Here is a 25,050-nt window from a genome sequence, read left to right on the forward strand (position 1 = left end):
GCAGCGAAAAACGCGGAAGGATGTCTCTGGCGCTTCGCGCCAGACCGAAGCGGGGGCTCTGCCCCCGTAACCCCGAGGTATTTCGGGCGAGAGGAAGGGTTAGTGAATCGTGAATTCCCCGACGACATTGCGCCATTGGCCGGGGGAGATGAGTTTGCGGTGGGTGAAGCGCACCGAATGGAGCGGGCCGTCGATCTCTTCTTGCCAGAATTCGATGAAGCGGAAGAGTTCAGGGTAGTCCGGCGCGAGATCGTATTTCTGCCAGATGAAGCTGTTCAGCACATGCGGATGATCGGGCATGTGATAGAACATTTCCGCCGTTGTCAGCCCGTAGCCTTCGAGCATCAGGCGGGTTTCGGATTTGTCCATGACGCACCTTTTTCGTGTCTGCTCTGAAGAAATCATGCCAGAGACGCGCTAATTTTCAATGAAAACATATTGTTATCAGGCGGGAGGGCTGAGTGCCACGGGTTTGGCACATCCGCCATTGCACCCCATATCCCGCCCCGTATATACTGCGCACAACTAAATCTGGTAGAACAAGAACAGAGCGGTGCCTTAAGTGAACGACACCCCGCAACCTCCCGAAAACGAGGAAGAAAACACGCCGCAGCGGCCCAGCTACGACGGGCCTATCGTCTCCATCACGGACGAGATGCGCTCTTCTTATCTTGATTACGCGATGAGCGTGATCGTGAGCCGCGCGATCCCGGATCTGCGCGACGGGCTCAAGCCGGTGCACCGGCGCATCCTTTACGCGATGCATGAGACCGGCAACAGCCACGATAAGCCGTACCGCAAATCCGCCCGCCCCGTGGGCGACGTGATGGGGAAATACCACCCCCATGGCGACAGCGCGATCTATGATGCGCTGGTGCGGATGGCGCAGGATTTCTCCATGTCGCTGCCTCTGCTCGATGGGCAGGGCAACTTCGGCTCGATGGACGGCGATAACCCGGCGGCCATGCGCTACACGGAAGTGCGGATGGACAAGCCCGCCGCTGCCCTGCTGGCCGATATCGAGAAAGAGACGGTCGATTTCCAGGACAACTACGACGGCAAGGACCAGGAGCCCAGCGTGCTGCCCGCGCGCTATCCGAACATGCTCGTCAATGGTGCCGGCGGTATCGCCGTGGGCATGGCCACCAACATCCCGCCCCACAATCTGGGCGAAGTGGTGGATGCCACGCTGGCGCTGATCGAAGAGCCGGACCTGACCAGCGAACAGCTGATGGACTATGTGCCCGGGCCCGATTTCCCCACCGGTGGCATCATGCTGGGCCGGTCGGGCGCACGCAAAGCTTACCTCGAAGGGCGCGGTTCGGTGATCATGCGCGCCAAGACGCGGGTGGAGGAGATCCGCAAGGATCGCTACGCCATCGTGCTGGACGAGATCCCCTATCAGGTGAACAAGGCCTCGATGATCGAGAAGATCGCCGAGATGGTGCGCGACAAGAAGCTTGAAGGCATCGCCCACATCCAGGACGAGTCCGACCGCGTCGGCGTACGCGTGGTGATCGAGCTGAAGCGCGATGCGACGCCAGAAGTGGTGCTGAACCAGCTGTTCCGCTTCACCCCGATGCAAACCTCCTTCGGCTGCAACATGCTGGCGCTGAACGGCGGCCGTCCCGAGCAGCTGACCCTGCGCGGCTTCCTCACCGCTTTCGTGGCCTTCCGCGAAGAGGTCGTTGCCCGGCGCACGGCCTTTGATCTGCGCAAGGCGCGCGAGCGCAGCCATATCCTTTGCGGCCTTGCGGTGGCGGTGTCCAACGTGGATGAGATCGTCGCCACGATCCGCTCCTCTGCCGATCCGGCGGAAGCGCGCGAAAAACTGATGACGCGGCGCTGGCCGGCCCATGACATCGCCGAATACATCCGCCTGATCGACGATCCGACTCATACCGTGAACGAGGATGGCACCTATTTCCTGTCGGAAACGCAGGCGCGCGCCATCCTTGAGCTGCGGCTGCAGCGCCTCACCGCCATGGGCGTGAAAGAGGTGACGGATGAGCTGCAGGAACTGGCGGCGAAGATCCGCGAGTATCTTGAGATCCTACGTTCGCGCGAGCGGATCATGGCCATCATCGCCGATGAGCTGCGCGAGGTGCGCGAACAATTCGCCGTGCCGCGCCGCACCGAGATCGTGGAATGGTCCGGCGATATGGACGATGAGGATCTCATCGAGCAGGAGGACATGGTCGTCACCGTGACCTCCGGCGGCTATATCAAACGCACACCTCTAGCCGATTTCCGTGCCCAGCGGCGCGGCGGCAAAGGGCTTTCGGGCATGGCCACCAAGGAAGAGGATGTGGTGACCACGCTCTTCGTGGCCAACACCCACACGCAGCTGCTGTTCTTCACCACCGACGGGATGGTCTACAAGCTCAAGACATGGCGGCTGCCGCAATCCGGGCGCACCGGCAAGGGCAAGGCCATAGTCAACATCCTGCCGATCCCGCCGGGGGTTTCCGTGGCGGCGATCATGCCGGTGGACGTGGACGAGAAGGACTGGGGCGATCTGCAGATCGTCTTTGCCACCTCGGCGGGTACCGTGCGGCGCAACCGGCTTTCGGATTTCACCAACGTCATGCGCAACGGCAAGATCGCGATGAAATTCGAGGAAGACAACGCCGACACGCGCCTGATCAACGCCCGTATCTGCTCCGAAGACGATGACGTTATGCTCGTGACCCGCAAGGGCCGTGCGATCCGCTTCCCCACAACCGATGTGCGCGTGTTCAACTCGCGCAATTCGGTGGGCGTGCGCGGCATCAAGCTTTCGGGCGATGATGAGGTCGTCTCGATGTCGGTGATCCGCCATTTCGAGGCCACCTCGGAAGAGCGCGCCGCCTATCTGAAGATGCGCCGCGCCGTGGCAGGGCTGCCCGAGGATGCGGAAGGCGACGACGAGGAGGCCGTGGCCAGCAATGGTGAGCTGAGCCAGGAGCGCTATGCCGAGATGTCGGCGGCGGAGGATCTGATCCTGACAATCGCGGAGCGCGGCACCGGCAAGATCTCCTCTTCGCACGATTATCCGGTGCGCGGACGTGGCGGCCAGGGTGTCACCGCGATGGAGAAAACCATGCGCGGTGGGCCGCTCGTGGCCTGTTTCCCGGTGGAGCAGAGCGATCAGATCATGCTGGTGACATCGACCGGCCAGTCGATCCGCTGCCCGGTGGACGGGATCTCCTTCCGCTCCCGCAGCGCGGGTGGTGTGAAAGTGTTTGACACCGCCAAGGGCGAACGCGTCGTCTCCGTGGCCTGGATCGCCGACCAGGGCGAGGACGAGCCTGAAGGCAGCGCGCCCGAGTAAGGCTTTTTACATCTGTTAACAGCGCCCTCGCCGCTCTCGCGGCGGGGGCGTTTTTTCGTTGCCCATCCGCCCCTTCACAGGCCGTTTGCCGGCAAGACGCCTAGAATTTAACTAGAATCGGCACTTCAATCTCCGAATTTTGCCCTTCTTTGCGCCACATTCGCTTCTCATAACAAGATCAGGTCAAAGGCTCCTGTGAGCCCTGTTCTTGAGTGGGAAACGTGATGACGGCCCCTGTGGAAAAACGATTTCAGATGGACGAAGCAGGCCACCAGGCGGTGCGCCTGATCATCGCGTCCTACTTCATTGCCATCGCCGTGGGGGTGCTGCCGTCGGAAAACGGTCAGGCCCTTTTTGCAACGGTGCTGCCCGAGAAATACGCGGCCGCCGCGGTCTCCGGCTTTGTCTTCTCAACGGCGCTGCTAGTGTTTCTGGGCCGCCAGATGCGCCTCGCCGCCCTGTTGCTGGCCAACTACGTGTTCTGGTCCAGCCTTGTCGCCAATTTCGTGCTCGAAGGGCCGATCAACATCGTGGAATTCTGGCGCGATCTCGTGATGGTGGGCGCGCTGATGCTCACCTATACGGGGCCGGCCATGTCCCGTCGGCGGGCCTTGCGCTTTGGCCGCCGCGTGACCCCGCGCCGGATCGTGCCCAGCCGCTATGAACAGCGCCGCATCTCTGCCGACGCGCTGCGTGCCCAGATCCGCGCCGAGGCGGCGAATGATCTGCCGCCGCCCATCGCCATCGTCGGCACGCATCAGCCCGGCCGCAATGACACCGCCACCAACGGCGCGAAGAAGAAAGAAGATCGCAACCTCTTCTCCGACATCTTCGAGGGCCGCTAACCAAGGCGCGCAGGAATGCAGAGGGCCCCCACGTGGGGCCTTTTCTTTGCCCGGCACATCCCCTACATCCCCGCCCATGACAGAGACGCTCCATATCATCGGCGGCGGCATGGCCGGATCCGAAGCCGCGTGGCAGGCCGCCGAAGCCGGTGTGCCCGTGGTGCTGCACGAGATGCGCCCCGCCGTGGCCACCTTCGCCCACCAGACCGGCAACCTCGCCGAGATGGTCTGCTCCAACTCCTTCCGGTCTGACGACGACGAGCAGAATGCCGTTGGCCTGCTGCATTGGGAAATGCGCGCGGCCAAGGGGCTGATCATGGAGATGGCCGATCGCCATGCCCTGCCCGCAGGCTCCGCCCTCGCGGTGGACCGCGAGCCCTTCGCCGAGGACGTGACAGCCAAGCTGAAGGCGCACCCCAACGTGCGCGTGGAATACGGCGAAATCAGCGAATTGCCCCGCGACGGCCATTGGATCATCGCCACCGGCCCGCTGACCTCGGGCGCGCTGGCCCAATCCATCCTGGCCGAAACCGGTAAAGAAAGCCTTGCCTTCTTCGATGCCATCGCGCCGATCCTCTACGCCGAGAGCATCGACATGGAGAAAGCCTGGTTCCAATCGCGCTACGACAAGGGCGAGACGGAGGAAGAGCGCAAGGCCTACCTCAACTGTCCGATGACGAAGGCCGATTACGAAAGCTTTATCGACGCGCTTCTGGAGGCCGAGAAGGCCGAGTTCAAACCGGGCGAAACCGCGGGCTATTTCGACGGCTGCCTGCCGATCGAAGTCATGGCTGAACGCGGGCGCGAGACCCTGCGCTTTGGCCCGATGAAGCCCATTGGCCTGACGAACCCGCACCAGCCTGAAAACAAGCCCTACGCTGTCGTGCAGCTGCGCCGCGACAACGCCCTTGGCACGCTGTTCAACATCGTCGGTTTCCAGACCAAGATGAAATACGGTGCCCAGAAAGAGGTGCTGCGCCGCATTCCGGGGCTGGAGAACGCCGAGTTCGCCCGCCTCGGCGGCATCCACCGCAATACCTTCATCAACTCGCCCACGCTGCTTGATGACCAGATGCGCCTGAAATCGCGGCCCAACCTGCGCTTTGCCGGGCAGATCACCGGCGTCGAAGGCTATGTGGAAAGCGCCGCCATGGGGCTGCTGGCGGGCCGTCTGGCCGCCGCCGAGATCCTTGGCAAACCGCTGCCCACCCCGCCCGAAGATACCGCCATGGGGGCGCTCGTGCGCCACATCACCGGGGGTGCAGACGCCAAGACGTTCCAGCCGATGAACGTGAATTTCGGCCTCTTCCGTCCGCTCGATGGCATCCGGGGCGGCCGCCGGGGGCGCAAGGATCGCTACAAGGCCTATACCGACCGCGCGAAGGCCGCGTGGCAGCAATGGCTGGACGCGCCTTAAGCGGCGCGCTAGCGTCAATTCATGGTGTTCAAACGCTTTCTCGATAAGGTCTATGGCCTGCGATCCGACGAAGAAACCCGCGCGCTCTATGACGCGTGGTCGGAAAGCTATGAGCAGGAGGTGGCCGAACAGGGCTACGCCACACCGGGGCGCATCGCCAATGCGCTTGGCACCAAGCTGCCTGACAAGAGCCTGCCGATCCTCGATTTTGGCTGCGGCACCGGGCTGTCCGGTGAAGCGCTGAAGGCTCAGGGGTTCAGCACGATCGACGGCTGTGACATCTCCCCGGAAATGATTGAAAAAGCGCGGGAAAAAGGCGTTTACCGCGATCTCTGGGTGTCCTACGCCGATGCAGAACTGCCCTTTGAAACCGGAGACTACGCTGCCATCGCCGCGATTGGCGTGATCTCTGTCGGCGCGGCCCCGGCCTCGGCCCTGCACCGGCTTTTCAAGAAGCTCGGCCCCGGCGGTTTGATCAGCTTTTCCTTCAACGATCACACCTTGAAGGACAAAAGCTATGAGGGCGCCGTGAATGAGTTGCTGGACACCGGCAGTGCACGGCTTCTGGTGCGCACCTATGGCGATCACCTGCCCGGTATCAACATGAAGTCCATGATCTACGTGCTTGAAAAGCTGTGAGTTTCGCCACACGCTTCGCGCCGTCGCCCACCGGGCCGCTGCACCTTGGCCACGCCTATTCCGCCCTGTTTGCCCATGATCTTGCAGCCGCCGCCGGGGGCCGTTTCTTGCTGCGCATCGAAGACATCGACCAAAGCCGCGCGCGGCCCGAATGGGAAACGCTGATCTACGAGGATCTCACCTGGCTGGGCCTGACGTGGGAGACGCCTGTGTTGCGGCAGTCCGATCAGATGCCCCGCTACTCAGAAGCGCTTGAAACCCTTTGGAACCAAGGGCTTCTCTATCCTTGCTCATGCAACCGGCGGGACATTCTCACCGCCGCAACGGCCCCGCAGGAAGGGGGCGATCCGCTCGTGGGGCCTGATGGCATCATCTACCCCGGCACCTGCCGCGCCACAGCGCCGCGTGGCTGCGGTGTGTTGCCCGAAGGCGCGGCGCTTCGGCTGGACATGGCCGCCGCGCTGGCGCGTTTGGGGTGGGCCGAGGTCGGCGTGCCGGAAAGACTGTACACGCGCGGGAATGCGCTAAAGACAGCCCCGGAGATGATTGAAACCATTGGAGATATCGTCCTCTCGCGGCGTGATATGGGCACCTCCTACCACCTGTCCGTGGTGCTGGATGATGCCCATCAGGGCGTGACGGATGTGGTGCGCGGTGAAGACCTGTTCGAGGCCAGCTTCATCCATGTGCTGCTGCAAGGGCTGCTGGGTCTGCCCACGCCCCGGTATCACCACCACGGGCTGATCCGGGATGAGGCCGGAAAACGGCTGGCCAAGCGCGATGATGCCAAGGCCATCCGCAAGTTCCGCGAAGAAGGGGCTAGCCCGGCGGATATCCGGGCGATGGTAGGGCTGTAGCGCGCGGCTCAGCCTTCCATCGGCTTCATCAACTCCACCTCATCGCCGCCGCGGATCGCGGTGTAAAAGCAACTGCGGCGGTTGGTGTGGCAGGCCGGGCCCGTTTGGTTGACCATGACGAGCAGGCAATCCTGATCGCAATCCACGCGGAAATCGACAAGCTCCTGCACGTGGCCGGAGCTTTCGCCCTTTACCCAGAAACTCTGACGCGAGCGCGACCAATAGGTCACGCGCCCCGTTTCCAGCGTGCGCGCCACGGATTCGGCGTTCATCCACGCCATCATCAGCACCTCACCGCTCTCGGCATCCTGCGCGATGGCCGGAATCAGCCCTTTGGCATCATAGGTCAGGCTGGCGGGATCGAACGGCATGGCAAAACCCTTTGCGTCTGGAAACAGGAAGACTATCTATGACAGAGCACAGCGAAGGGAAAGCCATGTCTGCCGAGGCCGATCTGATCAAACTCTACTCCGGGAAGATCCTGCAACTGGCATCCGACATCCCGCATACCGAGCCGATTGAGGCGCCGATGGCGCAGGCCAAGAAGCGCTCGCCGCTCTGTGGATCGACCGTGACGGTGGCGCTGAACGTGGAGGACGGGAAGATCTCCGCCTTCTCACAGGACGTGAAGGCCTGCGCGCTCGGTCAGGCGGCGGCCTCTGTTGTTGGGGCCAATGCCATCGGACGCACCGCGCAGGAGATCGAGGCGGCGCGGGACGAGTTGAAAGCCATGCTGAAGGACGGCGCCCCTGCCCCGCAGGCCCCGTTTGACGGGCTCGAAGTGCTCCTGCCTGCGCGCGATTACCGCAACCGCCACGCCTCGATCATGCTCGCACTGGAAGCCACGCTGGATGCGATGAACGCCGCCCGCGAATCCGCCTGCGCCTGATCGTTCCATGCAATCGCTGATCGAAGCCTTTGTGACGCTTTGGGTCGTGATCGACCCGATCGGCACCGTGCCCGTTTTCATCGCCGTGACCGCCGGGATGGCCACAGCCGCCCGCAAGAAAACCGCCCTGCAGGCCGCGCTGGTGTCGGCGGGCGTGCTTATGTTCTTCCTTGTTTTCGGGCAAATCCTGATCAACGCGCTAGGGATCGGTTTGAACTCCTTCCAGGTCGCAGGCGGTATCATCCTCTTCCTCTTCGCGCTCACGATGATCTTCGGGGAATCCAAGCCTGAAAGCGATCTGCACGCCGCGGAAGCCGTGCTGGAGCAGAAGAAGAAGGCCAATGTGGCCGTCTACCCGCTCGCGGTGCCCTCGCTGGCCTCGCCCGGCGCGATGCTGTCGATCGTGCTTCTGACCGACAACAACCGCTTTTCCATCGCCGACCAATCCGTCACCGCCGTGGTGATGCTGCTGGTGATCGCCATCGCCTATCTCTTCATGCGACTGGCGGAGCCGATCATTCGGCTCATCGGCGAAGCGGGCTCCGCCATCGTGAGCCGGGTGATGGGCATGATCCTCGCCTCCGTGGCTGCCAATGCCGTGCTCTCCGGCATCCTGACCATCGTCCAGACGGGCGAGCTCTGAACCACGCCCCCTGCAAAAAAACCGCCGCGACCCATGGGGATGGGCGCGGCGGAAGTGAACCTGGTCTGCGGCGTCCGGGGTGGCCCGAACCGGGGGAGAGGCAATCCCCCGAAAGACTCGGCACAGGCAGTGACCGAAGGCATCATCTTGGGGACAGATGCAAGAAGGCGTCCGGCACAGACAACAGGCGGCAAACATGTGCCGGGGGGCAGCCCGGCACGGGGAAATTCAGATCAATCCTTTCAGATCAGCGTGGGCAGATGGAGGCCGACAACCAGCGTGACAGCAAGGGCAGCAACACCAAGGGCATCCTGCAGCATCGTTTCCGACGAACGGCGATAGACGGCTTTGACTTGCTGGATCATGGCGTTCCCTCCTGCGGCTCACATCCTTTGTTTCCACTTTGTTCTCATATGGGCGACGCGAAGTAAAGAACTTTATGAGAACATTTGCGAACAAAGCGGAACGCCGCGCCTAACCCACTGAAATCAAACGGATGGCTTTGTCCTGTTCCATCAGCCAGAGCAGCACGCGCACGGCCTTTCCGCGCTCTGATTCGAGTTTCGGGTCACTTTCCAGCAGCGCACGCGCATCACTTTGGGCGATTTTCATCAGCCCGGCCTGCCGCTCCAGATCGGCAATGCGGAAGCGCGGCAAGCCCGATTGCGCGGTGCCGATCAGATCCCCGGCCCCCCGGATCGCCAGATCTTCTTCCGAAATCCGAAAACCGTCTTCCGTGTCGCGCAGCACCTTGAGCCGCCGCTCGCCGCCTTGTGAGAGCGGCGGCTGATAAACGAGCAGGCAGGTGGAGGCCGCTGAGCCGCGCCCCACCCGGCCCCGGAGTTGGTGCAACTGCGCCAAGCCGAAGCTCTCGGCGCGTTCGATGACCATGATCGTCGCGTTGGGCACGTTCACCCCCACCTCGATCACGGTGGTGGCCACGAGCACGCTGGTTTCACCCGCCACGAAGCGTGTCATGGCGTCGTCCTTCTCGGCCGGAGGCATCTGACCGTGTACCAGCCCCACAACGCCCTCGCCCAGCGTTGCGCGCAGGCGTTTAAAACGCTCCTCGGCGGCCGTCATGTCGGACAGCTCGCTCTCCTCCACCAGCGGACAGACCCAATAGGCCTGCCGCCCCTCCGCCACCGCCTTGCGCAGATGGGCAACGACCTCATCGATCCGTGCGGACGACACCAGCGCCGTCTGAATCGGCTGCCGCCCCGGCGGTTTTTCGTCCAGCACCGAAACATCCATGTCGCCATATTGCGCCAGCGCGAGAGACCGCGGAATGGGCGTGGCCGTCATCACCAGCATGTCCACGCGCGGCCCCTTGGCGCCCAGTTCCAGCCGCTGGTTCACGCCGAAACGGTGCTGCTCGTCCACCACCGCAAGGCGCAGATCGGCAAATTCCACATCCTTCTGAAACACCGCATGAGTGCCGACAAGGATCTGGATGTCCCCCCGCGCCAAAGCGGCCAGTTTGGCGGCCCGCTCGGCCCCCTTGTCGCGCCCGGTGAGGATCTCAAGCACCACGCCCGCATCCTCGGCCATGGGCTGCAGCCCTTCCAGATGCTGGCGCGCAAGGATCTCCGTCGGGGCCATCATCACGCCCTGCCCGCCAGCCTCCACCGCGACCAGAAGCGCCATGAAGGCAACGAGGGTTTTCCCTGCGCCAACATCGCCTTGCAGCAATCTGTTCATGCGGACCGGGGCCGCCATATCCGCCGCGATCTCCGTCATTGCCCGCTCCTGCGCGCCGGTGGGCCGATAGGGCAGCGCGCGCAGCACTTTCGACTGCAACCGGCCCGTGCCTTCCGACACCAGCCCCTTGACCTTGCGGGTCTGCGCGCGGGCGAGCGCGAGGGTGAGTTGATGGGAAAAAAGCTCGTCATAGGCCAGCCGCGCGCGGGCGCGGGCCTCGGGCGAGAGATCCCCCGGCCCCTGCGGCGCATGGGCGGCGTCCAAGGCGGCGTGCCAGCTCGGCCAGCCCTCCCGCTTGATCAGCTCCGGATCGGCCCATTCCGGCAAGGCCGGCGCGCGGGCAAGCGCCCCCTGCGCGGCGCGCTGCATCAGCCGCGCGGTGATCCCGGCGGTGAGCGGATAGACCGGCTCATAGGCGGCGATCGCACCCGCCTCCTCCGGGCGCTCGATGTAGTCGGGGTGCACCATCTGGCCGATGCCGTCGTAAAGCTCCACCCGGCCTGACACCACGCGCCGCTCTCCGGTGGGCAACTGGCGCTTCAGGTAATCGCCGCGCGCGTGGAAAAAGACGAGCTGGAAGGAGGTTTCCGCATCCTGCACGTCGATCCGGTAGGGCCGCCCCTTTTGCGCCGGCTCCATATGGCGGCCCACGAGCACCTCCACCGTCACCACCGCAGGCAGATCGGCCTCGCGGATCGAAGCGCGCGGCTGACGGTCCACCCCGCTTTGGGGCAGCGTGAAGAGCAGATCACGCGGCTTTTCGATCCCCATCTGGGCGAAATGCTCCGCCGTCTTTGGCCCCACGCCTTCGAGCTTGGTGAGGGCGGAGAACAGCGGAAACAGGATCTCGGGCCGGGTGCTCACCTTTTACAGCCCTTCGATCAGGGCGAGCCAGGCGTCTTCGTCGATCGTCTCCACCCCCAAATCGGCGGCTTTCTTGGCCTTGGAGCCCGCCCCCGGCCCGGCCACCAGCAGATCCGTTTTCGCCGAAACAGAACCCGCCACCTTCGCGCCAAGGCTCTCGGCACGCGCCTTGGCTTCCGCGCGGGTCATCTTTTCGAGCGTGCCGGTGAAGACAATCGTCTTTCCCGCCACCGGGCTGTCGGCGGCCGGGGCTTCCGGCGCTTCGATAGTGAGATGGGCGGTGAGCCTGTCAAAGGCGGCGCGTTCCTCGGGGTTGGCGAGCGCGTCTGAGAGCGAAAGCGCGAGCGTCGGCCCGATGCCGTCGGTGCCGATCAGATCGGCCCAAGCTTGCGCGGCCTCAGGCGGCACCGCGCTATCGGCGACGACAGCGCTGCGGGCCTCGCTGATGCGGGCGCGTCGGCCCTCGTCCGCGGCGCTGGCGCGTTCCGCGATCTCTGCTTCATCGGCCTTGCGATGGGCCAAGGCGGCGGGCCGCGCGGTGTCGAGCGCCTCGGTCAGCGCGGGCCAGCTGCCGTAATGCAACGCCAGATCGCGCCCCGCGACCTCGCCCACATGGCGGATGCCAAGCGCGAAAATCATCCGCGCGAGCGCGATTCTGCGCTTCTCGTCGATAGCGTCAAAAAGGTTCTCCGCCGATTTCTGCCCCCAGCCCTCCCGGTTCTTGAGCTGCTGCAGGCCGGAGCCGTATTTCGCTTTTAGATCAAAGACATCCGCCGGTTCCCTGATCCAGCCATCAGCGTGAAATTGCTCCACCTGTTTCGCGCCGAGGCCCTCGATGTCGAAGGCCTTGCGAGAGACGAAGTGCTTGAGCTGCTCCACCGCTTGTGCCGGGCAGATCACGCCGCCGGTGCAGCGGCGCACCGCGTCGCCCTCCTCGCGCACGGCGGGGCTACCGCATTCCGGGCAGACCTCGGGGAAGACGAAGGGCACAGCCTCAGGGGGCCGTTTGGAGAGATCCACATCGGCGAGTTTCGGGATCACATCGCCCGCGCGATAGACCTGCACCCAATCGCCGATGCGGAAATCCTTACCCTCGCGGATCACTTCACCCGAGGCCCCCCGGCCCGCGATGTAATCTTCATTGTGCAGCGTGGCGTTGGACACGACAACGCCGCCAACCGTGACAGGCGCGAGCCGCGCCACGGGGCTGAGCGCGCCGGTGCGGCCCACCTGGATGTCGATCTCCTCAAGCCGCGTCCAGGCCAGTTCGGCCGGGAATTTATGCGCCGTGGCCCAGCGGGGCGTGGTGGCGCGGAAGCCCAGTCGGCGCTGCATTTCCAGATCGTCGACCTTGTAGACAACGCCGTCGATGTCATAGCCCAGCGTCGCGCGTTGCGCCTCGATCTGGCGGTAGTGGTCGATCAGGTCTTGCGCCGTGTCACAGCGCCTTGTGAGCGGGTTCGTCACGAAACCAAGCGCGGCGAGCCGCTGGATCGCGCCCATCTGGGTTTCGGCCAGGGGCTCCGAAAGCGCCCCCCAGGCATAGGCGAAGAACTTCAGCGGCCTTGCGCGGGTGATCTCGGGATCGAGCTGACGCAGGGAGCCGGCGGCTGCATTGCGCGGGTTGGCAAAGAGCTTGGGCTCCTTGCCACTGGCCGCGGCCTGCTCCGCCTGCGCCTTGTTCAGCGCCTCGAAATCAGCATGGGACATATAGACCTCGCCACGCACTTCCAGCACCTCGGGCGCGCCCTCGATGGCCTGTGGAATATCGGCAATGGTGCGGGCGTTTGCGGTGACGTTTTCGCCGGTGGCGCCATCGCCACGCGTCGCGGCCTGCACCAGCAGGCCGCTCTCATAGCGCAGGGCAAGCGACAGCCCGTCGATCTTGGGTTCCGCGGTGAAGGCGAGCGCATCGCTGGGGCGCAGGTTCAGATACTTGCGCACCCGCTGCACAAACTCCTCCACCTCCTCATCGGTGAACGCATTGCCCAGCGAGAGCATCGCCACCTCGTGGCGGATCTTGCCAAAGCCCTCCGCCGGGGCTGCGCCCACCTGCTCGCTCGGGCTGTCAGCCCGTTTCAGATCGGGAAAGCGGGCCTCGATGGCGGCGTTGCGGCGCTTGAGCGCGTCATATTCGGCGTCCGAAATCTTCGGCGCATCTTCGGTGTGATAGGCGCTGTTGGCTTCTGACAGGCGCGCGGCGAGCTGCGCCAGTTCCTGCGCGGCCTGCTCCGGTGTCAGGGTTTCAACGGCTGGGCTGTCTTGCATCCTGTCCTCGCTGCGCGGCTCCTGCTCATGTGATAGGAGCCGCGCGCGGCGAGGTCCAGACCCACGGCGCCGATTGCGCCGGGGCGCTTTGCGTCAGGCGCGGATGGCGAGCGGAACGGCCTGAAGATCGGGCTCGGGATCGCGCAGCACATAGCCCCGGCCCCAGACCGTTTCGATGTGATTGTCCCCGCCCGTGGCTTCCGAAAGCTTCTTGCGCAGCTTGCAAATGAACACGTCGATGATCTTCAACTCCGGCTCATCCATTCCGCCGTAGAGATGATTGAGAAACATCTCCTTGGTGAGGGTGGTGCCCTTGCGCAGCGAGAGCAGCTCCAGCATCTGGTATTCCTTGCCTGTCAGATGCACGGGCTTGTTCTCAACCGAGACGGTTTTCGCATCGAGGTTCACCACGATTTTCCCGGTCCGGATCACCGATTGGGCATGGCCCTTGGAGCGGCGAATGATGGCGTGGATGCGCGCGATCAATTCTTCCCGGTGAAACGGTTTGGTGAGGTAATCATCCGCGCCGAAGCCGAATCCCTTGATCTTGCTATCCGTATCGTCCGCCCCGGAAAGGATGAGAATCGGGGTATCCACGCGCGACATGCGCAGTTTGCGCAGCACATCGTGGCCATTCATATCCGGCAGGTTCAAATCCAGCAGGATCAGATCGTAATCATACAATTTGGCCAGATCGATCCCTTCTTCCCCCAAATCAGTGCAATAGACGTTCAGATTTGCGTGCGTCAGCATCAATTCAATGCTTTTGGACGTTGTGGGATCGTCTTCCACCAACAAAACGCGCATGACCGCTTACTCCTTGAATGCTCCCAGCTAAGGTCAAGATTTCTAAAATTGGTTAACTTCTAGTTACCATTGCAAGGATACAGCAGCCAACAACTTAAAATTGTCGCCAATGCGACAGATCATGCAGACCGTCCGCTTTGCACCATGAAATGCGTGGGAAGGAGTCTTGACCTTACGTCCGGCCTGCTCAACGGAATTGCTGCAGTGTCGTCGTCTTCAGAGCGGCCTCGCCATGCCTGTCCACCGCCTGACACCAGGAACGAAATTCCTCCTCCGAGAGGCCATAGCGCTCCAAAGCGTCGGGCTTGGTGATCAGCCCATGCAACACCCCATGCACAACCGCCGCCTTGCGGCTGGCCACCCAACGCTTGGTTTCGGCGGCAGGAAGATCGCCGCGCGTCATCACACGCCCGTCAGGCAGGGTCACGGCGCGCGGCCCGTCCACTTTCTTAAGATACATTGTTTCACCCTATGCAGCGGCCCCGTGGCCGACTTTGCACAGCGGCGCTTAACCAGATGTGAAAGCCCCCCTTGTTAGTAGTTCGCATTTTCCTATATTCCGCAGCATCCCATCGGAGCACGGACATATGGCACTCGACAGCGACACCCCCCCGCTGAATTCCCTCGGCTTTGCGAAAGCCCCCGCCGACACGCGCGTTGTCGTGGCGATGTCGGGCGGCGTGGATTCCTCCGTGGTGGCGGCGCAACTGGCCGAGGAAGGCTATGACGTGGTGGGCGTCACGCTGCAGCTCTACGATCACGGTGCGGCCCTGGCCAAGAAGGGCGCTTGCTGCGCCGGGCGCGACATCCATGATGCGCGCCGGGTGGCGGAGGAGATGGGCTTTCCGCACTATGTGCTTGATTATGAAAACATCTTTCAGGATGCGGTGATCGATGAGTTCGCCGAGAGCTACCTTGCCGGCGCCACGCCCGTGCCCTGCATCCGCTGCAACGAGCGGGTGAAATTCAAGGACCTGCTCGAAACCGCAAAGGATCTGGACGCCGACTGCATGGCGACGGGCCATTACATCCAGCGCAAGGACGGCGCGTATGGGCCGGAGCTGCACAGCGCTGCGGATGCCAACCGCGATCAGAGCTATTTCCTCTTCTCCACCACGCCCGAGCAGCTCTCCTTCCTGCGCTTCCCGCTCGGCCACTTGAAGAGCAAGGCGGAAACCCGCGCTTTGGCGGCGAAATACGGCCTCGCGGTCGCCGACAAGCCTGACAGTCAGGACATCTGTTTCGTGCCCGACGGCAACTATGCTTCCGTGATCGAGAAGCTGCGCCCGGATGCGGCGAGCCCCGGCGAAATCGTGGATATGGAGGGCAACGTGCTGGCGCAGCACCGGGGCGTGATCCACTACACGATCGGCCAGCGCCGTGGCCTCGGCATCGGCGGGCTGAGCGAGCCGCTCTACGTGGTGAAACTGGATGCGGACAACCGCCGCGTCGTTGTTGGCCCGAAAGAAGCGCTGGCAACCCGCAAGATCCCTGTGCGCGAGATCAACTGGCTGGGCGATGCGCCGCTCACCAGCCGCGCCGAATGGCATGTGGGCGTGAAAGTGCGCTCCACCCGCCCCCCGGCCGAAGCAATCATCCGCCCGATTTCCGCAACCGAGGCCGAAGTGGAATTGCTGACCCCGGAAGAAGGCGTGAGCCCCGGTCAGGCCTGCGTGTTTTACGATATGGACAGCAGCCGCATTTTCGGCGGCGGCTGGATCTGGCGCGGTTACTGACGGCCAATCCGAATGACCTCATGAAAAAGCCCGGCGCTCATTTGAGGCCGGGCTTTTTGTTTTGCGCAGGATCCGAAATCAGATCTCGAGATCTTCCGGCGTTTTGCCAGCTTCAAGCGCTGCGATAAACCATGCCGGTTTACGGCCGCGCCCGCTCCAGTTTTGGGCAGGGTCGGCCGGGTTGGCGTATTTCGGGGCCGTTTTGGAGCCCTTGCCGGTGTGAATCGCGATAGCCTCCTCAAAGGCGACGCCATGTTCCTTGGCGACTTCCAGCATCTGCGCATAGGCCTTGCGCACCGCTTCTTTCGCGACTTCGGCTTTGCGCGCTTCAATATCACGGGCGAGAGTTTCGAGCTCCTTGGCGGAGAGGCCGTTCAGATCAATAGACATTTTCGCATTCCTTGGTTGTGCGCCGGCCTGAAATTGAAGCCAGTCTGGATTTGCACGTCCCTTTTTATGCCACGGCGGCACCAATACAAAATCAAATCGTCCTGAATGGCAAAAGCCCGCCGAATATACATCCCTGAAATTGCATCCAGAGATTCAGGCTCTCCTATTAGAGAAAAAACCGCCCGGCTCACACCTTAATGAATACATTAATGCCATGCTTGAGGCCTCAGTTGATAATTTCAGCTGACGTCCGAGAAGCGAATCAATGCAATTTTGTCACGGCCGTTACTAGGGCTTGACGGCTTTCAGCGCGATTGCGCGTGCCGGCAGGGACACCGGCCCTTCTCCGCCCATTCTTTCCCGCAGAAGATCCTTCAACGCGGATCGCTGTTCCGCCTGAAGGCTCGCACAATATCCCGGCGCCGGACCGGCCCCGAGGGTGAACGGATGCCAGAAGGCCTCAAAGTTCGGGAATACAGTGCTCACTTCAATCACACGGCTTTTGATGTCGTCAAATCCGGCCTCAACGCACAGGCTTTTCAGATCCACCGGCGTGCAGAAAGAAAACCGGCGCGCTTCGTCCAAATCCTTTGCAGCCGGGTCAAGCGCGGCGGCGGCTTTCCAAAAGGCGTCGATAAAGCCGATGCCGCCACTAGGGTAGTCCCAGACGTAAAAACCAAAACAACCGCCCGGTCGCAGAACACGAAAGGCTTCTGCAAGTGCCGCCGCGCGATCCGGCACGAAATTCAGGACGAGGCCCGACACGACCCAGTCATTGCAACCCTTCCCAGCAGGAAGTGAGAGCGCGTCCGCGACTTCAAACCGCCGCCCCTGCCCGGCATTGAGGGCCTCGGTATGCGCCAGAAAATCCGCCGAAGGATCAACCACCAACAGTTCTCGCGGGGCCGCGTGGGCGATCAACGCTTGTGTGAGTGCTCCGGTGCCACAGCCAATTTCGCACCATGCCAACCCCGGCGCCGGGTCAACCCATTCCATGAAGCGGTTTGCAATCCGCCGGCTCCAACGCCCCATGTAGTGCTCGTAGCTTTGCCCGGCAGACCAGGCATCGTGGGATGACAGCGCCATGTTCTCGCTCCCTCTTCCAACTGTGCCTGCCATGCTGCGCCTTTTTTGCGTTTACGCCAAGGTATTTTGATACCCGCGCACGGGCGCATCAGCGCAGGCTCAAGCCATAAGTATAGTCTTTTGGGGAAGAAATGGCGCACCCGAGAGGATTCGAACCTCTGGCCTCTGCCTTCGGAGGGCAGCGCTCTATCCAGCTGAGCTACGGGTGCCTGTGCGCCCGTATAGGCAAAAGCCATGCGGGCTGCAATCGGTAATTGACGTGAAACTGGGCGCGCCAAGCCGCCCTGCAATGGCCTGCAAATGCAGGCGAAACCTTTAGGCGAAAAGCTCGTGGCAGAGCTCCAGAGCCTCCACCAGCACGTCGACCTCTTCACAGGTGTTGTAGAGCCCGAACGAGGCCCGTGCGGTGGCCGGAACGCCCAGATGCGCCATCAGGGGCTGGGCGCAATGGTGGCCTGCGCGCACGGCGACGCCCTTCTTGTCGAGCACGGTGGACAGATCATGCGCATGGGCTGCGCCTTCCAGCGTGAAGGAGAAGATTGCGCCCTTGCTCTCGGAAGTGCCCTGAATGTTGAGCCAGTTTAGACCCGAAAGCTTTGCCTGCGCGTAGTCCCGCAGGGTGCGCTCATGGGCGGCGACATTCGCCATGCCCAGATCCATCAGATACTCCAGCGCTGCGCCAAGGCCGATCGTCTGCACGATGCCCGGCGTGCCGGCCTCGAATTTCATCGGCGGATCATTGTAGCTCACCGCCTCCTTGGCGACCTCGCGGATCATGTCCCCGCCGCCCATGAAGGGGCGCATCTCGGCCATGCGTTCAGGCCGGATGTGGATCGCGCCGGAGCCGGAAGGCCCGTAGAGCTTATGACCCGTGATCGCGTAGAAATCGGCCCCGATCGCCTGCACGTCCACCGGCATGTGGACCGAGGCCTGCGAGCCGTCTACTAGCACGGCGACGCCCTTGGCATGGGCGGCCTCCACGATGGTTTTCACATCCACCACGGTGCCCAGCACGTTGGACATATGGGTGATCGCCACGAGCTTGGTTTTCGGGCCGATAGCGTCGATCACCTTCTGCGGGTCCAGATCGCCGCGCGCGTCCACGTCCACCCATTTCAGCACCGCGCCCTGCCGCTCACGGAGGAAGTGCCACGGCACGATATTTGCGTGGTGTTCCATCACCGAAAGCACGATCTCGTCGCCCGGTTCAAAGCGTGGCATGGCCCAGCCGTAGGCCACGAGGTTGATGCCTTCCGTGGTGCCAGAGGTGAAGACGATCTCCTCTTCGCTTGAGGCGTTCAGGAAACGCGCAACGGTGCCGCGCACGGATTCGTAGCGCTCGGTGGAGAGGTTCGAAAGGAAGTGCAACCCACGGTGAACGTTGGAATATTCCTCCGCATAGCCGCGCGTCACGGCGTCGATCACGGCTTGCGGTTTCTGGGCCGACGCGCCGTTGTCGAGATAGACAAGCGGCTTGCCGTTCACCTGCCGGGACAGGATCGGGAAATCGGCGCGGATCTTGGAAACGTCATACACTGCCTTGGCCTCCGGTTGCGCCGATCAGAACGAGCAGAACGGCCATACCGATGGCCACGCCGAGGATCGTCGCGAGGATCATGAGAAAGACGCGGCCCAGCGAGGTGAAGCCATGCACCTCGGCCACGAAATTGGTCAGCAGCCAGAACATGGCCGCGATGGCGAAAAGGGCGATCATGTCGCCCAAGGGCGGCAGGATCAGGCCCACGAGCGTCTGGGCGACCTGGATCACCAGCATGACGGCCTGCATCCAGATCATCGCCAACAGCACCTGATCAAACCGCCCGGTGCCGCCACAGGCCCGGCCCACGAAATAGGCGGCGAAAACCGTGCCCAGCATGGAGGAGCCAAGGATGATCGCCAGCAGGAAGGGCGACGGGATCGCCGCCACCTCGGCGGACGCCAGATCCACCGGCGACAGTGCGAGGTTGCCATAGGCCAACACCACGCTCAGCGCGATGACAAGCAACAGCAGCTGCCACAGGAAGCCCTGTGGAATGCCCAAGCCCTGCACCGCACGCAGGCCTTCGCGCGGGTCACGCAGGGTGAGAAGCGCGAGATCAAGGAAGGATTTCAGCGTGGCTTGCATGGCGGGTCCGGGGTTTGTCTCTGTAAATCAGGCCGGTTGCGGCGCGGGTTTCTCGGCTTCAAGAAGCCCTGCTATCCATATGATAAGAAAAGCCGCCCCGGCAATGGCAGAGACCAAACTATGGCCCGGGCTATCGCCGATGAACCCCGCGACAAGGCCGCGCAGCAGCACGAGCGGGCTGACCGCCAACAGCGCCCAGAAGAGCGCCAGCCGCGCCTCGACCCAGCGCGCCTGCCCGCCAAAGAGCTTGGCGATCAGATGGCTGACGGCGGCCAGACCGTAGAAAAACAGCGGGGCCACGAAGACGCCGCCCACGAAGGCCTCACTCATGCGCTCGGCCAGATCCGGCCCTGTCGGGTCCAGATGCACGGCACGGGAAAGCTCCGGCCAGCGGGCCACGAAAGAGATGAAGCAGGCGATCATCACGAAGGCCAGCGCGCGCTCTTCCCCGGCACCGCCATCGATCTGGCGCCGCAGAACCTTCCGCGGCGCCCGATAGCTTTGCACGATATCCGTGGTGACGGGCATCCTACCCCCGGTGGCGGCTCAGCCAGCCTTCGAGGCGGGCAAGGATGCAATCGGCGATCTCTTCGCCCTCGATCTCCTCGATGGCTTCGGCGAGGAAGGCCAGCACCAGAAGATCCTGCGCATCGCCCTGCGGCACGCCGCGCGAGCGCAGGTAGAAAAGCGCTTCCTCGTCGATCGCACCGGAGGTGGAGCCGTGGGAGCAGGCCACGTCATCGGCGTAGATCTCAAGCTCGGGCTTGGCGTAGAACTGCGCGTCGTCATCCAGCAGCAGCGATTGGCTGATCTGGTAGCCGTCGGTTTTCTGCGCGCCTTCCTTCACAAGGATCTTGCCCTGAAACACGCCCGTCGCCCCGTTGCGCAGCACCTTCTTGAAGACCTGACGGCTCTCGCAGTTCACCGCGTCATGGGTGATGAACACGGTGGTGTCGCAGTGGAAATCGCCATCGCCCACCGAAGCGCCGGCCACATGGGCCACGCAATCGTCGCCCTGAATGTCCAGCACCACCTCGTTGCGGGTGAGCACGCCATTCACGGTGAGGGTGAAGCTCTTGAAGGTGGCTTCCTTGGCGATGCGGCCAAAGAGATGCGTCGCCGCCTGCCGCTCGTGATCGCGCCCCTGCGCGCGGACGTGATGAAACGCGCCGTTCTCGGCCACGTCCACTTCCATCACCTTGTTAAAGCGCGCTGCGGCGGGGCCGTTTTCCAGCACGGTGATCTCGGCGTCTTCTTCCACCTTCACCACATGGTGCAGCACGGCGTCCGAGGTCTCGGAGCGGTGCAGGTAGATGAAGGAAACAGGCTTGCTCACCTTGCCGGTCGCACGGATCAGCACACCATCGGTTGCGAAAGCCGTGTTCAGCGTGGCGAGCGGGCGCTCCACCGGATCCTGACCGGCCTTCTCAAGCTGGCCATACACATCCTTCGCCCAGTGAATATCAGCCGCTTCGGCCTCGGCGAGGCGGGAGATTTCAAGCCCCTCGCCTTCCAGCGCGTCAGAGGCGGCGGCGTCGAACACGCCATCCACGAAGACGATTTTCAGGCGGTCGATCTCGTCAAACACCGGCGGCTCGCCGTGCTCAAACAGCGCCGCGGGCTTGGGCGCGGGGGCGGTGAGCAGATCGGGGCGGGTGTATTTCCAGTATTCATCGCGGCGGCCCGGCAGGCCAACCGCCAGAAGCCGCGCCAGCGCATCCTCGCGCGCCGCCTTCGCCCAGCCTGCAACGGCGGGCATGGTGAGCCCGGCGAGCCGGGCTTCGGTTGCGTCCAGTTTCGCTTGCGCCAGGGCCATTACGCCACCTCCGCCAGGATGTCGGCGTAGCCGTTCTGCTCCACCTCAAGGGCCAACTCGGGGCCGCCGGTTTTCACGATGCGGCCATCTGCCATGATGTGCACCACGTCCGGTTTGATGTGGTCCAGCAGGCGCTGATAGTGGGTGATCACAAGGAAGCCACGGCCCGCATCGCGCAGGGCGTTGACGCCTTCGGCCACGAGTTTCATCGCGTCCACGTCAAGGCCCGAGTCCGTCTCATCGAGGATGCACATCTTCGGCTCAAGCATCGCCATCTGCAGGATCTCGTTGCGCTTTTTCTCGCCGCCAGAGAAGCCGACGTTGACCGGGCGCTTCAGCATTTCGGGGCTGATCTTCAGGCTCTTGGCCTTCTCGCGCACCACTTTGAGGAAATCGCCTGCAGACAGCTCTTCCTCGCCGCGCGCCTTGCGCTGTGCGTTCACGGCGGTGCGCAGGAAGGTCATGTTGCCCACGCCGGGGATCTCCACCGGGTATTGGAAGGCCAGAAACAGGCCAGCGGCGGCGCGCTCTTCGGGCTCCATGTCCAGCAGTTCCTCGCCTTCCAGCGTGGCAGAGCCTTCGGTGACCTCGTAGCCATCGCGGCCCGACAGCACATAGGAGAGCGTGGATTTGCCGGAGCCGTTCGGCCCCATGATCGCATGCACCTTGCCCGCTTCCACGGTCAGGTCCACACCCTTGAGGATCTGCTTGTCCTCTTCCTCAAGTTTCACGTGCAGGTTCTTGATTTCCAGCATGTTTTTCGTCCTTCTCACCTCGGTCAGGCGTTCTCGCCGTCCCAGTAATCCAATGAATTCTCTACGCGCCCGACGTATTTCAGATGGGCTTGCATGAAGTTCGGCCCCGGCGCGATTGCGAGGGCCGCGAATTTTCCACTGTCGGGATATTCCACGACGTCCGGGTCCACCCGGGTCGACAGCCCGACGTAGCGCAGCGGGCCGGTGCCAGTGTTCACAAGCTGATGCGCCGTCTCCGGCCCACCCTTCGGCGCGGCGCAGAAGCTTCCGGCTTTCACCGGCGTTTCCGTCTCACCGAAGCGGAAGACACCTTCCCCCTCCAGCACGACAAACGCCTCGTCGTTGCCAAGGTGGTTGTGAAACGGAAAGGCGCGCTTGCCCGGCTCTATGCTCACCAGCATCGCGCCAAGCCCGGTCAGGCCGGTGCCTTCGGCCAGCGGCGTCACGGTGCAGCCAAACGTCTCCGAGCCGGCCTCGGGCGCCATCGGAAAACCAGACTGCGCGTTCAGATCGATCACCTTGCTCATGACACTGTCACCGCCGTGCCCGAGGCCGACACCATCAGCATGTTGTTGATGACCTCGTAATCCAGATCCACGCCGACAACGGCCGTGCCACCAAGCTCGCGGGCGCGCTGTTCCAATTCGGCCAGCGCCGTGGCGCGGGCTTCGCCGAGGCTTGCCTCGTAAGCGCCGGAGCGGCCGCCGATGATGTCGGTGATGCCAGCGAAGATATCGCGAAACACATTGGCACCGAGGATGGCCTCGCCCACCACGACACCGTGGTATTCGGTGATGCGCCGCCCTTCGACGGTGGGTGTGGTTGTCACGATCATGCGCTCACGCCTCCATGGCCCATCGCTCATTTCCGGTTCCGCAGCACGGTTTGGGCAAAAAGGCTTCCCAGAAAGCCCGAAAGCCCCGCGCTGCCCAGAAGAAACAACACGCTCATCGTCGGCAGCACCACGTTCAGGAAGATCGCGAAGACCGCGCAAAACCCGCCCGTGAGCAGGGCTGCAACCAGCGATATGCGCGCCTTCTGCGCCATGGATCAGCCCTTCCCGCCCCGGTAGACGCGGCTCAGCAGGCGGATAATGCCCACGGTGAGTGCGCCCCAGAACACGAAGAGCACTGCGCCGATGCCAAGCTCAGCCAGTTCTTCCTGCCCCGGTGCGATCATCCCGCGCAGCACCATGTCCCGCGCGATCTCGTCATGGGCCAAAAGCAGCACGAAGACGATGAACAGCCCCAGCACAAGCACCGTGACGCGCAGCCCGTGCTCGTCGCGCAGGCGGCTGGGGTGGCCCAGCCGGATCTGATGCGTCTGGCTTTCGCTTTTCATCAGCCCACGGAGCCTTCCAGCGAGATGGCCACAAGCTGTTGAGCTTCCATGGCAAATTCCATCGGCAGCGCCTGCAGAACGTCCTTGCAGAACCCGTTCACCACAAGCGCAACGGCCTCTTCCTCGTCCATGCCGCGCTGGCGGCAGTAGAAGAGCTGATCGTCATCCACCTTGGAGGTGGTGGCCTCATGCTCCACGCGCGAAGAATTGTTCTTCACCTCAATGTAGGGCACCGTGTGGGCCCCGCATTTATCGCCGATCAGCAGGGAGTCACACTGCGTGTAGTTGCGCCCGTTCTTCGCTTTCGGGTGCATCGAAACGAGCCCGCGATAGGTGTTCTGGGCGCGGCCCGCGCTGATCCCCTTGGAGACGATGCGCGATTTCGTATCGCGCCCCAGATGCACCATCTTGGTGCCGGTGTCGGCCTGCTGGTAGTTGTTGGCGATGGCGATGGAGTAGAACTCGCCCTGGCTTTCGTTGCCTCGCAGGATGCAGGAGGGGTATTTCCACGTCACCGCAGAGCCGGTTTCCACCTGCGTCCACATCACCTTGGCGCGGTCGCCCCGGCAATCGGCGCGTTTGGTCACGAAGTTGTAGATCCCACCCTTGCCGTTCTCATCGCCCGGGAACCAGTTCTGCACCGTGGAGTATTTCACCTCGGCGTCTTCCTCAATGATGATCTCCACCACGGCGGCATGCAGCTGCGCGGTGTCGCGCTGCGGCGCGGTGCAGCCTTCGAGGTAGCTCACGTAGCTGCCCTTGTCGGCGATGATCAGCGTGCGCTCGAACTGGCCGGTGTTCTCGGCGTTGATGCGGAAATAGGTGGAGAGCTCCATCGGGCAGCGCACGCCCGGCGGCACGTAAACGAAGGAGCCATCGGAGAAGACGGCCGAGTTCAGCGTGGCGTAGAAGTTGTCCGACACCGGCACAACCGAGCCGAGGTATTTCTTCACCAGTTCCGGGTGCTCGCGGATGGCTTCGGAAATCGAGCAGAAGATCACGCCCGCTTTTTTCAGCTCGGCCTGAAAGGTCGTGCCCACGGAGACGGAGTCAAAAACAGCATCCACCGCCACCTTGCGGCCCTCGGCAGGCATGTCTTCCGCGCCTTCGACACCGGCCAAAATCATCTGCTCTTTCAGCGGAATGCCCAGCTTCTGGTAGGTTTCAAGAAGCTTCGGATCCACCTCGTCAAGGGATTTCGGCTTGCTTTCCATGCTCTTGGGGCGGGCATAGTAGTATTGATCCTGAAAATCGATCTCAGGGTAGTTGACCATCGCCCATTTCGGCTCGTCCATCTGCTCCCAGCGCTGTAGGGCAGAGAGACGCCATTCGGTCATCCACTCAGGCTCTTCGTTCTTGGAGGAAATCAGGCGCACGATATCGGCGTTCACGCCCTTGGGCGCGTATTCCATCTCGATCTCGGTTTCCCAGCCGTATTTGTACTTCCCGGCCAGCGACTTCACCGCCTCGACCGTTTCTTCCTCGACCCCGTCCTTGACGGTGACCTGATCCATGGCTGACATCACGTCTTTCCTTCCTGTTGCACCCCGAGGGGCAC

27 protein-coding genes and 1 tRNA gene are annotated in these 25,050 nt (G+C 63.0%); 8 read left to right on the forward strand and 20 right to left on the reverse strand.

Translation table 11 applies throughout. The annotated features are described in order from the left end of the window. Positions 1-99: 99 nt before the first annotated feature. Positions 100-369 (reverse strand): usg protein, encoded by a 270-nt coding sequence (locus tag KVX96_RS10465; protein WP_261194361.1) that lies wholly within the window; start codon positions 367-369, stop codon positions 100-102. 193 nt (positions 370-562) lie between these two features. On the opposite strand from KVX96_RS10465, the gene gyrA reads away from it, so the two are divergent. The 5 genes from gyrA (at position 563) to gluQRS (ending at position 7,071) form a co-directional block, all read left to right on the forward strand. Next, positions 563-3,313, forward strand: a complete 2,751-nt coding sequence (gene gyrA / locus KVX96_RS10470; protein ID WP_261194362.1) for a DNA gyrase subunit A — start codon at positions 563-565, stop codon at positions 3,311-3,313. Between the two features lie 254 nt (positions 3,314-3,567). Continuing rightward, on the forward strand, positions 3,568-4,158 hold the full coding sequence (locus KVX96_RS10475; RefSeq protein WP_261194363.1) for a hypothetical protein: 591 nt from the start codon (positions 3,568-3,570) through the stop codon (positions 4,156-4,158). A gap of 76 nt (positions 4,159-4,234) precedes the next feature. After that, the gene (gene trmFO / locus KVX96_RS10480) at positions 4,235-5,575 is read left to right on the forward strand and encodes a methylenetetrahydrofolate--tRNA-(uracil(54)-C(5))-methyltransferase (FADH(2)-oxidizing) TrmFO (RefSeq protein WP_261194364.1); all 1,341 of its coding nucleotides are present in this window, start codon (positions 4,235-4,237) and stop codon (positions 5,573-5,575) included. Between the two features lie 21 nt (positions 5,576-5,596). Continuing rightward, positions 5,597-6,214: a class I SAM-dependent DNA methyltransferase gene (locus KVX96_RS10485; protein WP_314733110.1), complete on the forward strand. Its 618-nt coding sequence runs from the start codon at positions 5,597-5,599 to the stop codon at positions 6,212-6,214. After that, a complete protein-coding gene (gluQRS, locus tag KVX96_RS10490) occupies positions 6,211-7,071 on the forward strand; it encodes a tRNA glutamyl-Q(34) synthetase GluQRS (protein ID WP_261194365.1) in 861 nt (286 codons plus the stop codon). The genes KVX96_RS10485 and gluQRS overlap by 4 nt, the downstream gene beginning before the upstream one ends. A gap of 8 nt (positions 7,072-7,079) precedes the next feature. Here the strand turns inward: gluQRS and hisI are convergent, their stop codons facing one another. Next, positions 7,080-7,442 carry a phosphoribosyl-AMP cyclohydrolase gene (hisI, locus tag KVX96_RS10495; RefSeq protein ID WP_261194366.1) on the reverse strand — a complete coding sequence of 121 codons (363 nt, stop codon included), beginning with the start codon at positions 7,440-7,442 and terminating at the stop codon, positions 7,080-7,082. A 65-nt stretch (positions 7,443-7,507) separates the two neighbouring features. On the opposite strand from hisI, the gene KVX96_RS10500 reads away from it, so the two are divergent. Together KVX96_RS10500 and KVX96_RS10505 are read left to right on the forward strand one after the other, a co-directional pair. Beyond that, on the forward strand, positions 7,508-7,960 hold the full coding sequence (locus tag KVX96_RS10500) for an iron-sulfur cluster assembly scaffold protein (protein ID WP_261195438.1): 453 nt from the start codon (positions 7,508-7,510) through the stop codon (positions 7,958-7,960). Positions 7,961-7,967: 7 nt separating this feature from the next. Then, a complete protein-coding gene (locus tag KVX96_RS10505) occupies positions 7,968-8,603 on the forward strand; it encodes a MarC family protein (RefSeq protein ID WP_261194368.1) in 636 nt (211 codons plus the stop codon). 242 nt (positions 8,604-8,845) lie between these two features. On the opposite strand, the gene KVX96_RS10510 is transcribed toward KVX96_RS10505, so the two are convergent. The 5 genes from KVX96_RS10510 to KVX96_RS10530 all read right to left on the reverse strand — a co-directional run bounded on the left by KVX96_RS10510 (position 8,846) and on the right by KVX96_RS10530 (position 14,703). Then, complete coding sequence (locus tag KVX96_RS10510) at positions 8,846-8,968, reverse strand: hypothetical protein (protein WP_261194370.1); 123 nt, start codon at positions 8,966-8,968, stop codon at positions 8,846-8,848. A gap of 109 nt (positions 8,969-9,077) precedes the next feature. Next, positions 9,078-11,168 (reverse strand): ATP-dependent DNA helicase RecG, encoded by a 2,091-nt coding sequence (recG, locus tag KVX96_RS10515; protein WP_261194372.1) that lies wholly within the window; start codon positions 11,166-11,168, stop codon positions 9,078-9,080. Between the two features lie 3 nt (positions 11,169-11,171). Beyond that, a complete protein-coding gene (gene ligA, locus KVX96_RS10520; RefSeq protein WP_261194374.1) occupies positions 11,172-13,436 on the reverse strand; it encodes an NAD-dependent DNA ligase LigA in 2,265 nt (754 codons plus the stop codon). A 93-nt stretch (positions 13,437-13,529) separates the two neighbouring features. Beyond that, a complete protein-coding gene (ctrA, locus tag KVX96_RS10525; protein ID WP_261194376.1) occupies positions 13,530-14,243 on the reverse strand; it encodes a response regulator transcription factor CtrA in 714 nt (237 codons plus the stop codon). 187 nt (positions 14,244-14,430) lie between these two features. Continuing rightward, complete coding sequence (locus tag KVX96_RS10530; protein ID WP_261194377.1) at positions 14,431-14,703, reverse strand: DUF1153 domain-containing protein; 273 nt, start codon at positions 14,701-14,703, stop codon at positions 14,431-14,433. 127 nt (positions 14,704-14,830) lie between these two features. Here KVX96_RS10530 and mnmA point away from each other — a divergent pair, with 127 nt between their 5' ends. Next, positions 14,831-15,979: a tRNA 2-thiouridine(34) synthase MnmA gene (gene mnmA, locus KVX96_RS10535; protein WP_261194378.1), complete on the forward strand. Its 1,149-nt coding sequence runs from the start codon at positions 14,831-14,833 to the stop codon at positions 15,977-15,979. Positions 15,980-16,057: 78 nt separating this feature from the next. Here the strand turns inward: mnmA and KVX96_RS10540 are convergent, their stop codons facing one another. From KVX96_RS10540 to sufB, 13 genes are all read right to left on the reverse strand, one after another. After that, entirely contained in the window at positions 16,058-16,450 is a 393-nt protein-coding gene (locus KVX96_RS10540) for an H-NS histone family protein (RefSeq protein WP_261195439.1), read from the reverse strand. 207 nt (positions 16,451-16,657) lie between these two features. Beyond that, positions 16,658-17,455 carry a class I SAM-dependent methyltransferase gene (locus KVX96_RS10545; protein ID WP_261194379.1) on the reverse strand — a complete coding sequence of 266 codons (798 nt, stop codon included), beginning with the start codon at positions 17,453-17,455 and terminating at the stop codon, positions 16,658-16,660. A 132-nt stretch (positions 17,456-17,587) separates the two neighbouring features. Next, positions 17,588-17,664 (reverse strand) — tRNA-Arg (locus tag KVX96_RS10550). Between the two features lie 106 nt (positions 17,665-17,770). After that, positions 17,771-18,991 (reverse strand): cysteine desulfurase, encoded by a 1,221-nt coding sequence (locus KVX96_RS10555; protein ID WP_261194380.1) that lies wholly within the window; start codon positions 18,989-18,991, stop codon positions 17,771-17,773. Then, positions 18,984-19,580, reverse strand: a complete 597-nt coding sequence (locus KVX96_RS10560; RefSeq protein ID WP_261194381.1) for a Yip1 family protein — start codon at positions 19,578-19,580, stop codon at positions 18,984-18,986. Before KVX96_RS10560 ends, KVX96_RS10555 begins: the two co-directional genes overlap by 8 nt. Positions 19,581-19,607: 27 nt before the next feature. Further along, entirely contained in the window at positions 19,608-20,108 is a 501-nt protein-coding gene (locus KVX96_RS10565) for a YIP1 family protein (protein ID WP_261194382.1), read from the reverse strand. Between the two features lies 1 nt (position 20,109). After that, a complete protein-coding gene (sufD, locus tag KVX96_RS10570) occupies positions 20,110-21,396 on the reverse strand; it encodes a Fe-S cluster assembly protein SufD (RefSeq protein WP_261194383.1) in 1,287 nt (428 codons plus the stop codon). Beyond that, positions 21,396-22,151: a Fe-S cluster assembly ATPase SufC gene (gene sufC, locus KVX96_RS10575; RefSeq protein ID WP_261194384.1), complete on the reverse strand. Its 756-nt coding sequence runs from the start codon at positions 22,149-22,151 to the stop codon at positions 21,396-21,398. The genes sufD and sufC overlap by 1 nt, the downstream gene beginning before the upstream one ends. Positions 22,152-22,174: 23 nt before the next feature. Beyond that, complete coding sequence (locus KVX96_RS10580) at positions 22,175-22,678, reverse strand: cupin domain-containing protein (protein WP_261194385.1); 504 nt, start codon at positions 22,676-22,678, stop codon at positions 22,175-22,177. Then, the gene (locus KVX96_RS10585) at positions 22,675-22,986 is read right to left on the reverse strand and encodes a heavy metal-binding domain-containing protein (RefSeq protein ID WP_261194386.1); all 312 of its coding nucleotides are present in this window, start codon (positions 22,984-22,986) and stop codon (positions 22,675-22,677) included. Before KVX96_RS10585 ends, KVX96_RS10580 begins: the two co-directional genes overlap by 4 nt. Before the next feature lie 26 nt (positions 22,987-23,012). Next, entirely contained in the window at positions 23,013-23,198 is a 186-nt protein-coding gene (locus KVX96_RS10590; protein WP_261194387.1) for a hypothetical protein, read from the reverse strand. Positions 23,199-23,201: 3 nt separating this feature from the next. Then, the gene (locus KVX96_RS10595) at positions 23,202-23,492 is read right to left on the reverse strand and encodes a hypothetical protein (protein ID WP_261194389.1); all 291 of its coding nucleotides are present in this window, start codon (positions 23,490-23,492) and stop codon (positions 23,202-23,204) included. Beyond that, entirely contained in the window at positions 23,492-25,015 is a 1,524-nt protein-coding gene (gene sufB / locus KVX96_RS10600) for a Fe-S cluster assembly protein SufB (RefSeq protein WP_261194391.1), read from the reverse strand. The genes KVX96_RS10595 and sufB overlap by 1 nt, the downstream gene beginning before the upstream one ends. Positions 25,016-25,050: the final 35 nt, after the last annotated feature.

Source organism: Pseudoruegeria sp. SHC-113 (genome assembly GCF_025376885.1).
Lineage (GTDB): Bacteria > Pseudomonadota > Alphaproteobacteria > Rhodobacterales > Rhodobacteraceae > Pseudoruegeria.

Bases quoted from the DNA above. Each gene is read 5' to 3' on its own strand.
- KVX96_RS10465 (WP_261194361.1), bottom strand. From the start codon at position 369: ATGGACAAATCCGAAACCCGCCTGATGCTCGAAGGCTACGGGCTGACA.
- KVX96_RS10475 (WP_261194363.1), top strand. From the start codon at position 3,568: ATGGACGAAGCAGGCCACCAGGCGGTGCGCCTGATCATCGCGTCCTAC.
- trmFO (WP_261194364.1), top strand. From the start codon at position 4,235: ATGACAGAGACGCTCCATATCATCGGCGGCGGCATGGCCGGATCCGAA.
- KVX96_RS10485 (WP_314733110.1), top strand. From the start codon at position 5,597: ATGGTGTTCAAACGCTTTCTCGATAAGGTCTATGGCCTGCGATCCGAC.
- hisI (WP_261194366.1), bottom strand. From the start codon at position 7,442: ATGCCGTTCGATCCCGCCAGCCTGACCTATGATGCCAAAGGGCTGATT.
- KVX96_RS10500 (WP_261195438.1), top strand. From the start codon at position 7,508: ATGTCTGCCGAGGCCGATCTGATCAAACTCTACTCCGGGAAGATCCTG.
- KVX96_RS10505 (WP_261194368.1), top strand. From the start codon at position 7,968: ATGCAATCGCTGATCGAAGCCTTTGTGACGCTTTGGGTCGTGATCGAC.
- KVX96_RS10510 (WP_261194370.1), bottom strand. From the start codon at position 8,968: ATGATCCAGCAAGTCAAAGCCGTCTATCGCCGTTCGTCGGAAACGATG.
- ligA (WP_261194374.1), bottom strand. From the start codon at position 13,436: ATGCAAGACAGCCCAGCCGTTGAAACCCTGACACCGGAGCAGGCCGCG.
- ctrA (WP_261194376.1), bottom strand. From the start codon at position 14,243: ATGCGCGTTTTGTTGGTGGAAGACGATCCCACAACGTCCAAAAGCATT.
- KVX96_RS10530 (WP_261194377.1), bottom strand. From the start codon at position 14,703: ATGTATCTTAAGAAAGTGGACGGGCCGCGCGCCGTGACCCTGCCTGAC.
- mnmA (WP_261194378.1), top strand. From the start codon at position 14,831: ATGGCACTCGACAGCGACACCCCCCCGCTGAATTCCCTCGGCTTTGCG.
- KVX96_RS10545 (WP_261194379.1), bottom strand. From the start codon at position 17,455: ATGGCGCTGTCATCCCACGATGCCTGGTCTGCCGGGCAAAGCTACGAG.
- KVX96_RS10560 (WP_261194381.1), bottom strand. From the start codon at position 19,580: ATGCAAGCCACGCTGAAATCCTTCCTTGATCTCGCGCTTCTCACCCTG.
- KVX96_RS10565 (WP_261194382.1), bottom strand. From the start codon at position 20,108: ATGCCCGTCACCACGGATATCGTGCAAAGCTATCGGGCGCCGCGGAAG.
- sufD (WP_261194383.1), bottom strand. From the start codon at position 21,396: ATGGCCCTGGCGCAAGCGAAACTGGACGCAACCGAAGCCCGGCTCGCC.
- sufC (WP_261194384.1), bottom strand. From the start codon at position 22,151: ATGCTGGAAATCAAGAACCTGCACGTGAAACTTGAGGAAGAGGACAAG.
- KVX96_RS10580 (WP_261194385.1), bottom strand. From the start codon at position 22,678: ATGAGCAAGGTGATCGATCTGAACGCGCAGTCTGGTTTTCCGATGGCG.
- KVX96_RS10585 (WP_261194386.1), bottom strand. From the start codon at position 22,986: ATGATCGTGACAACCACACCCACCGTCGAAGGGCGGCGCATCACCGAA.
- KVX96_RS10590 (WP_261194387.1), bottom strand. From the start codon at position 23,198: ATGGCGCAGAAGGCGCGCATATCGCTGGTTGCAGCCCTGCTCACGGGC.
- KVX96_RS10595 (WP_261194389.1), bottom strand. From the start codon at position 23,492: ATGAAAAGCGAAAGCCAGACGCATCAGATCCGGCTGGGCCACCCCAGC.
- sufB (WP_261194391.1), bottom strand. From the start codon at position 25,015: ATGTCAGCCATGGATCAGGTCACCGTCAAGGACGGGGTCGAGGAAGAA.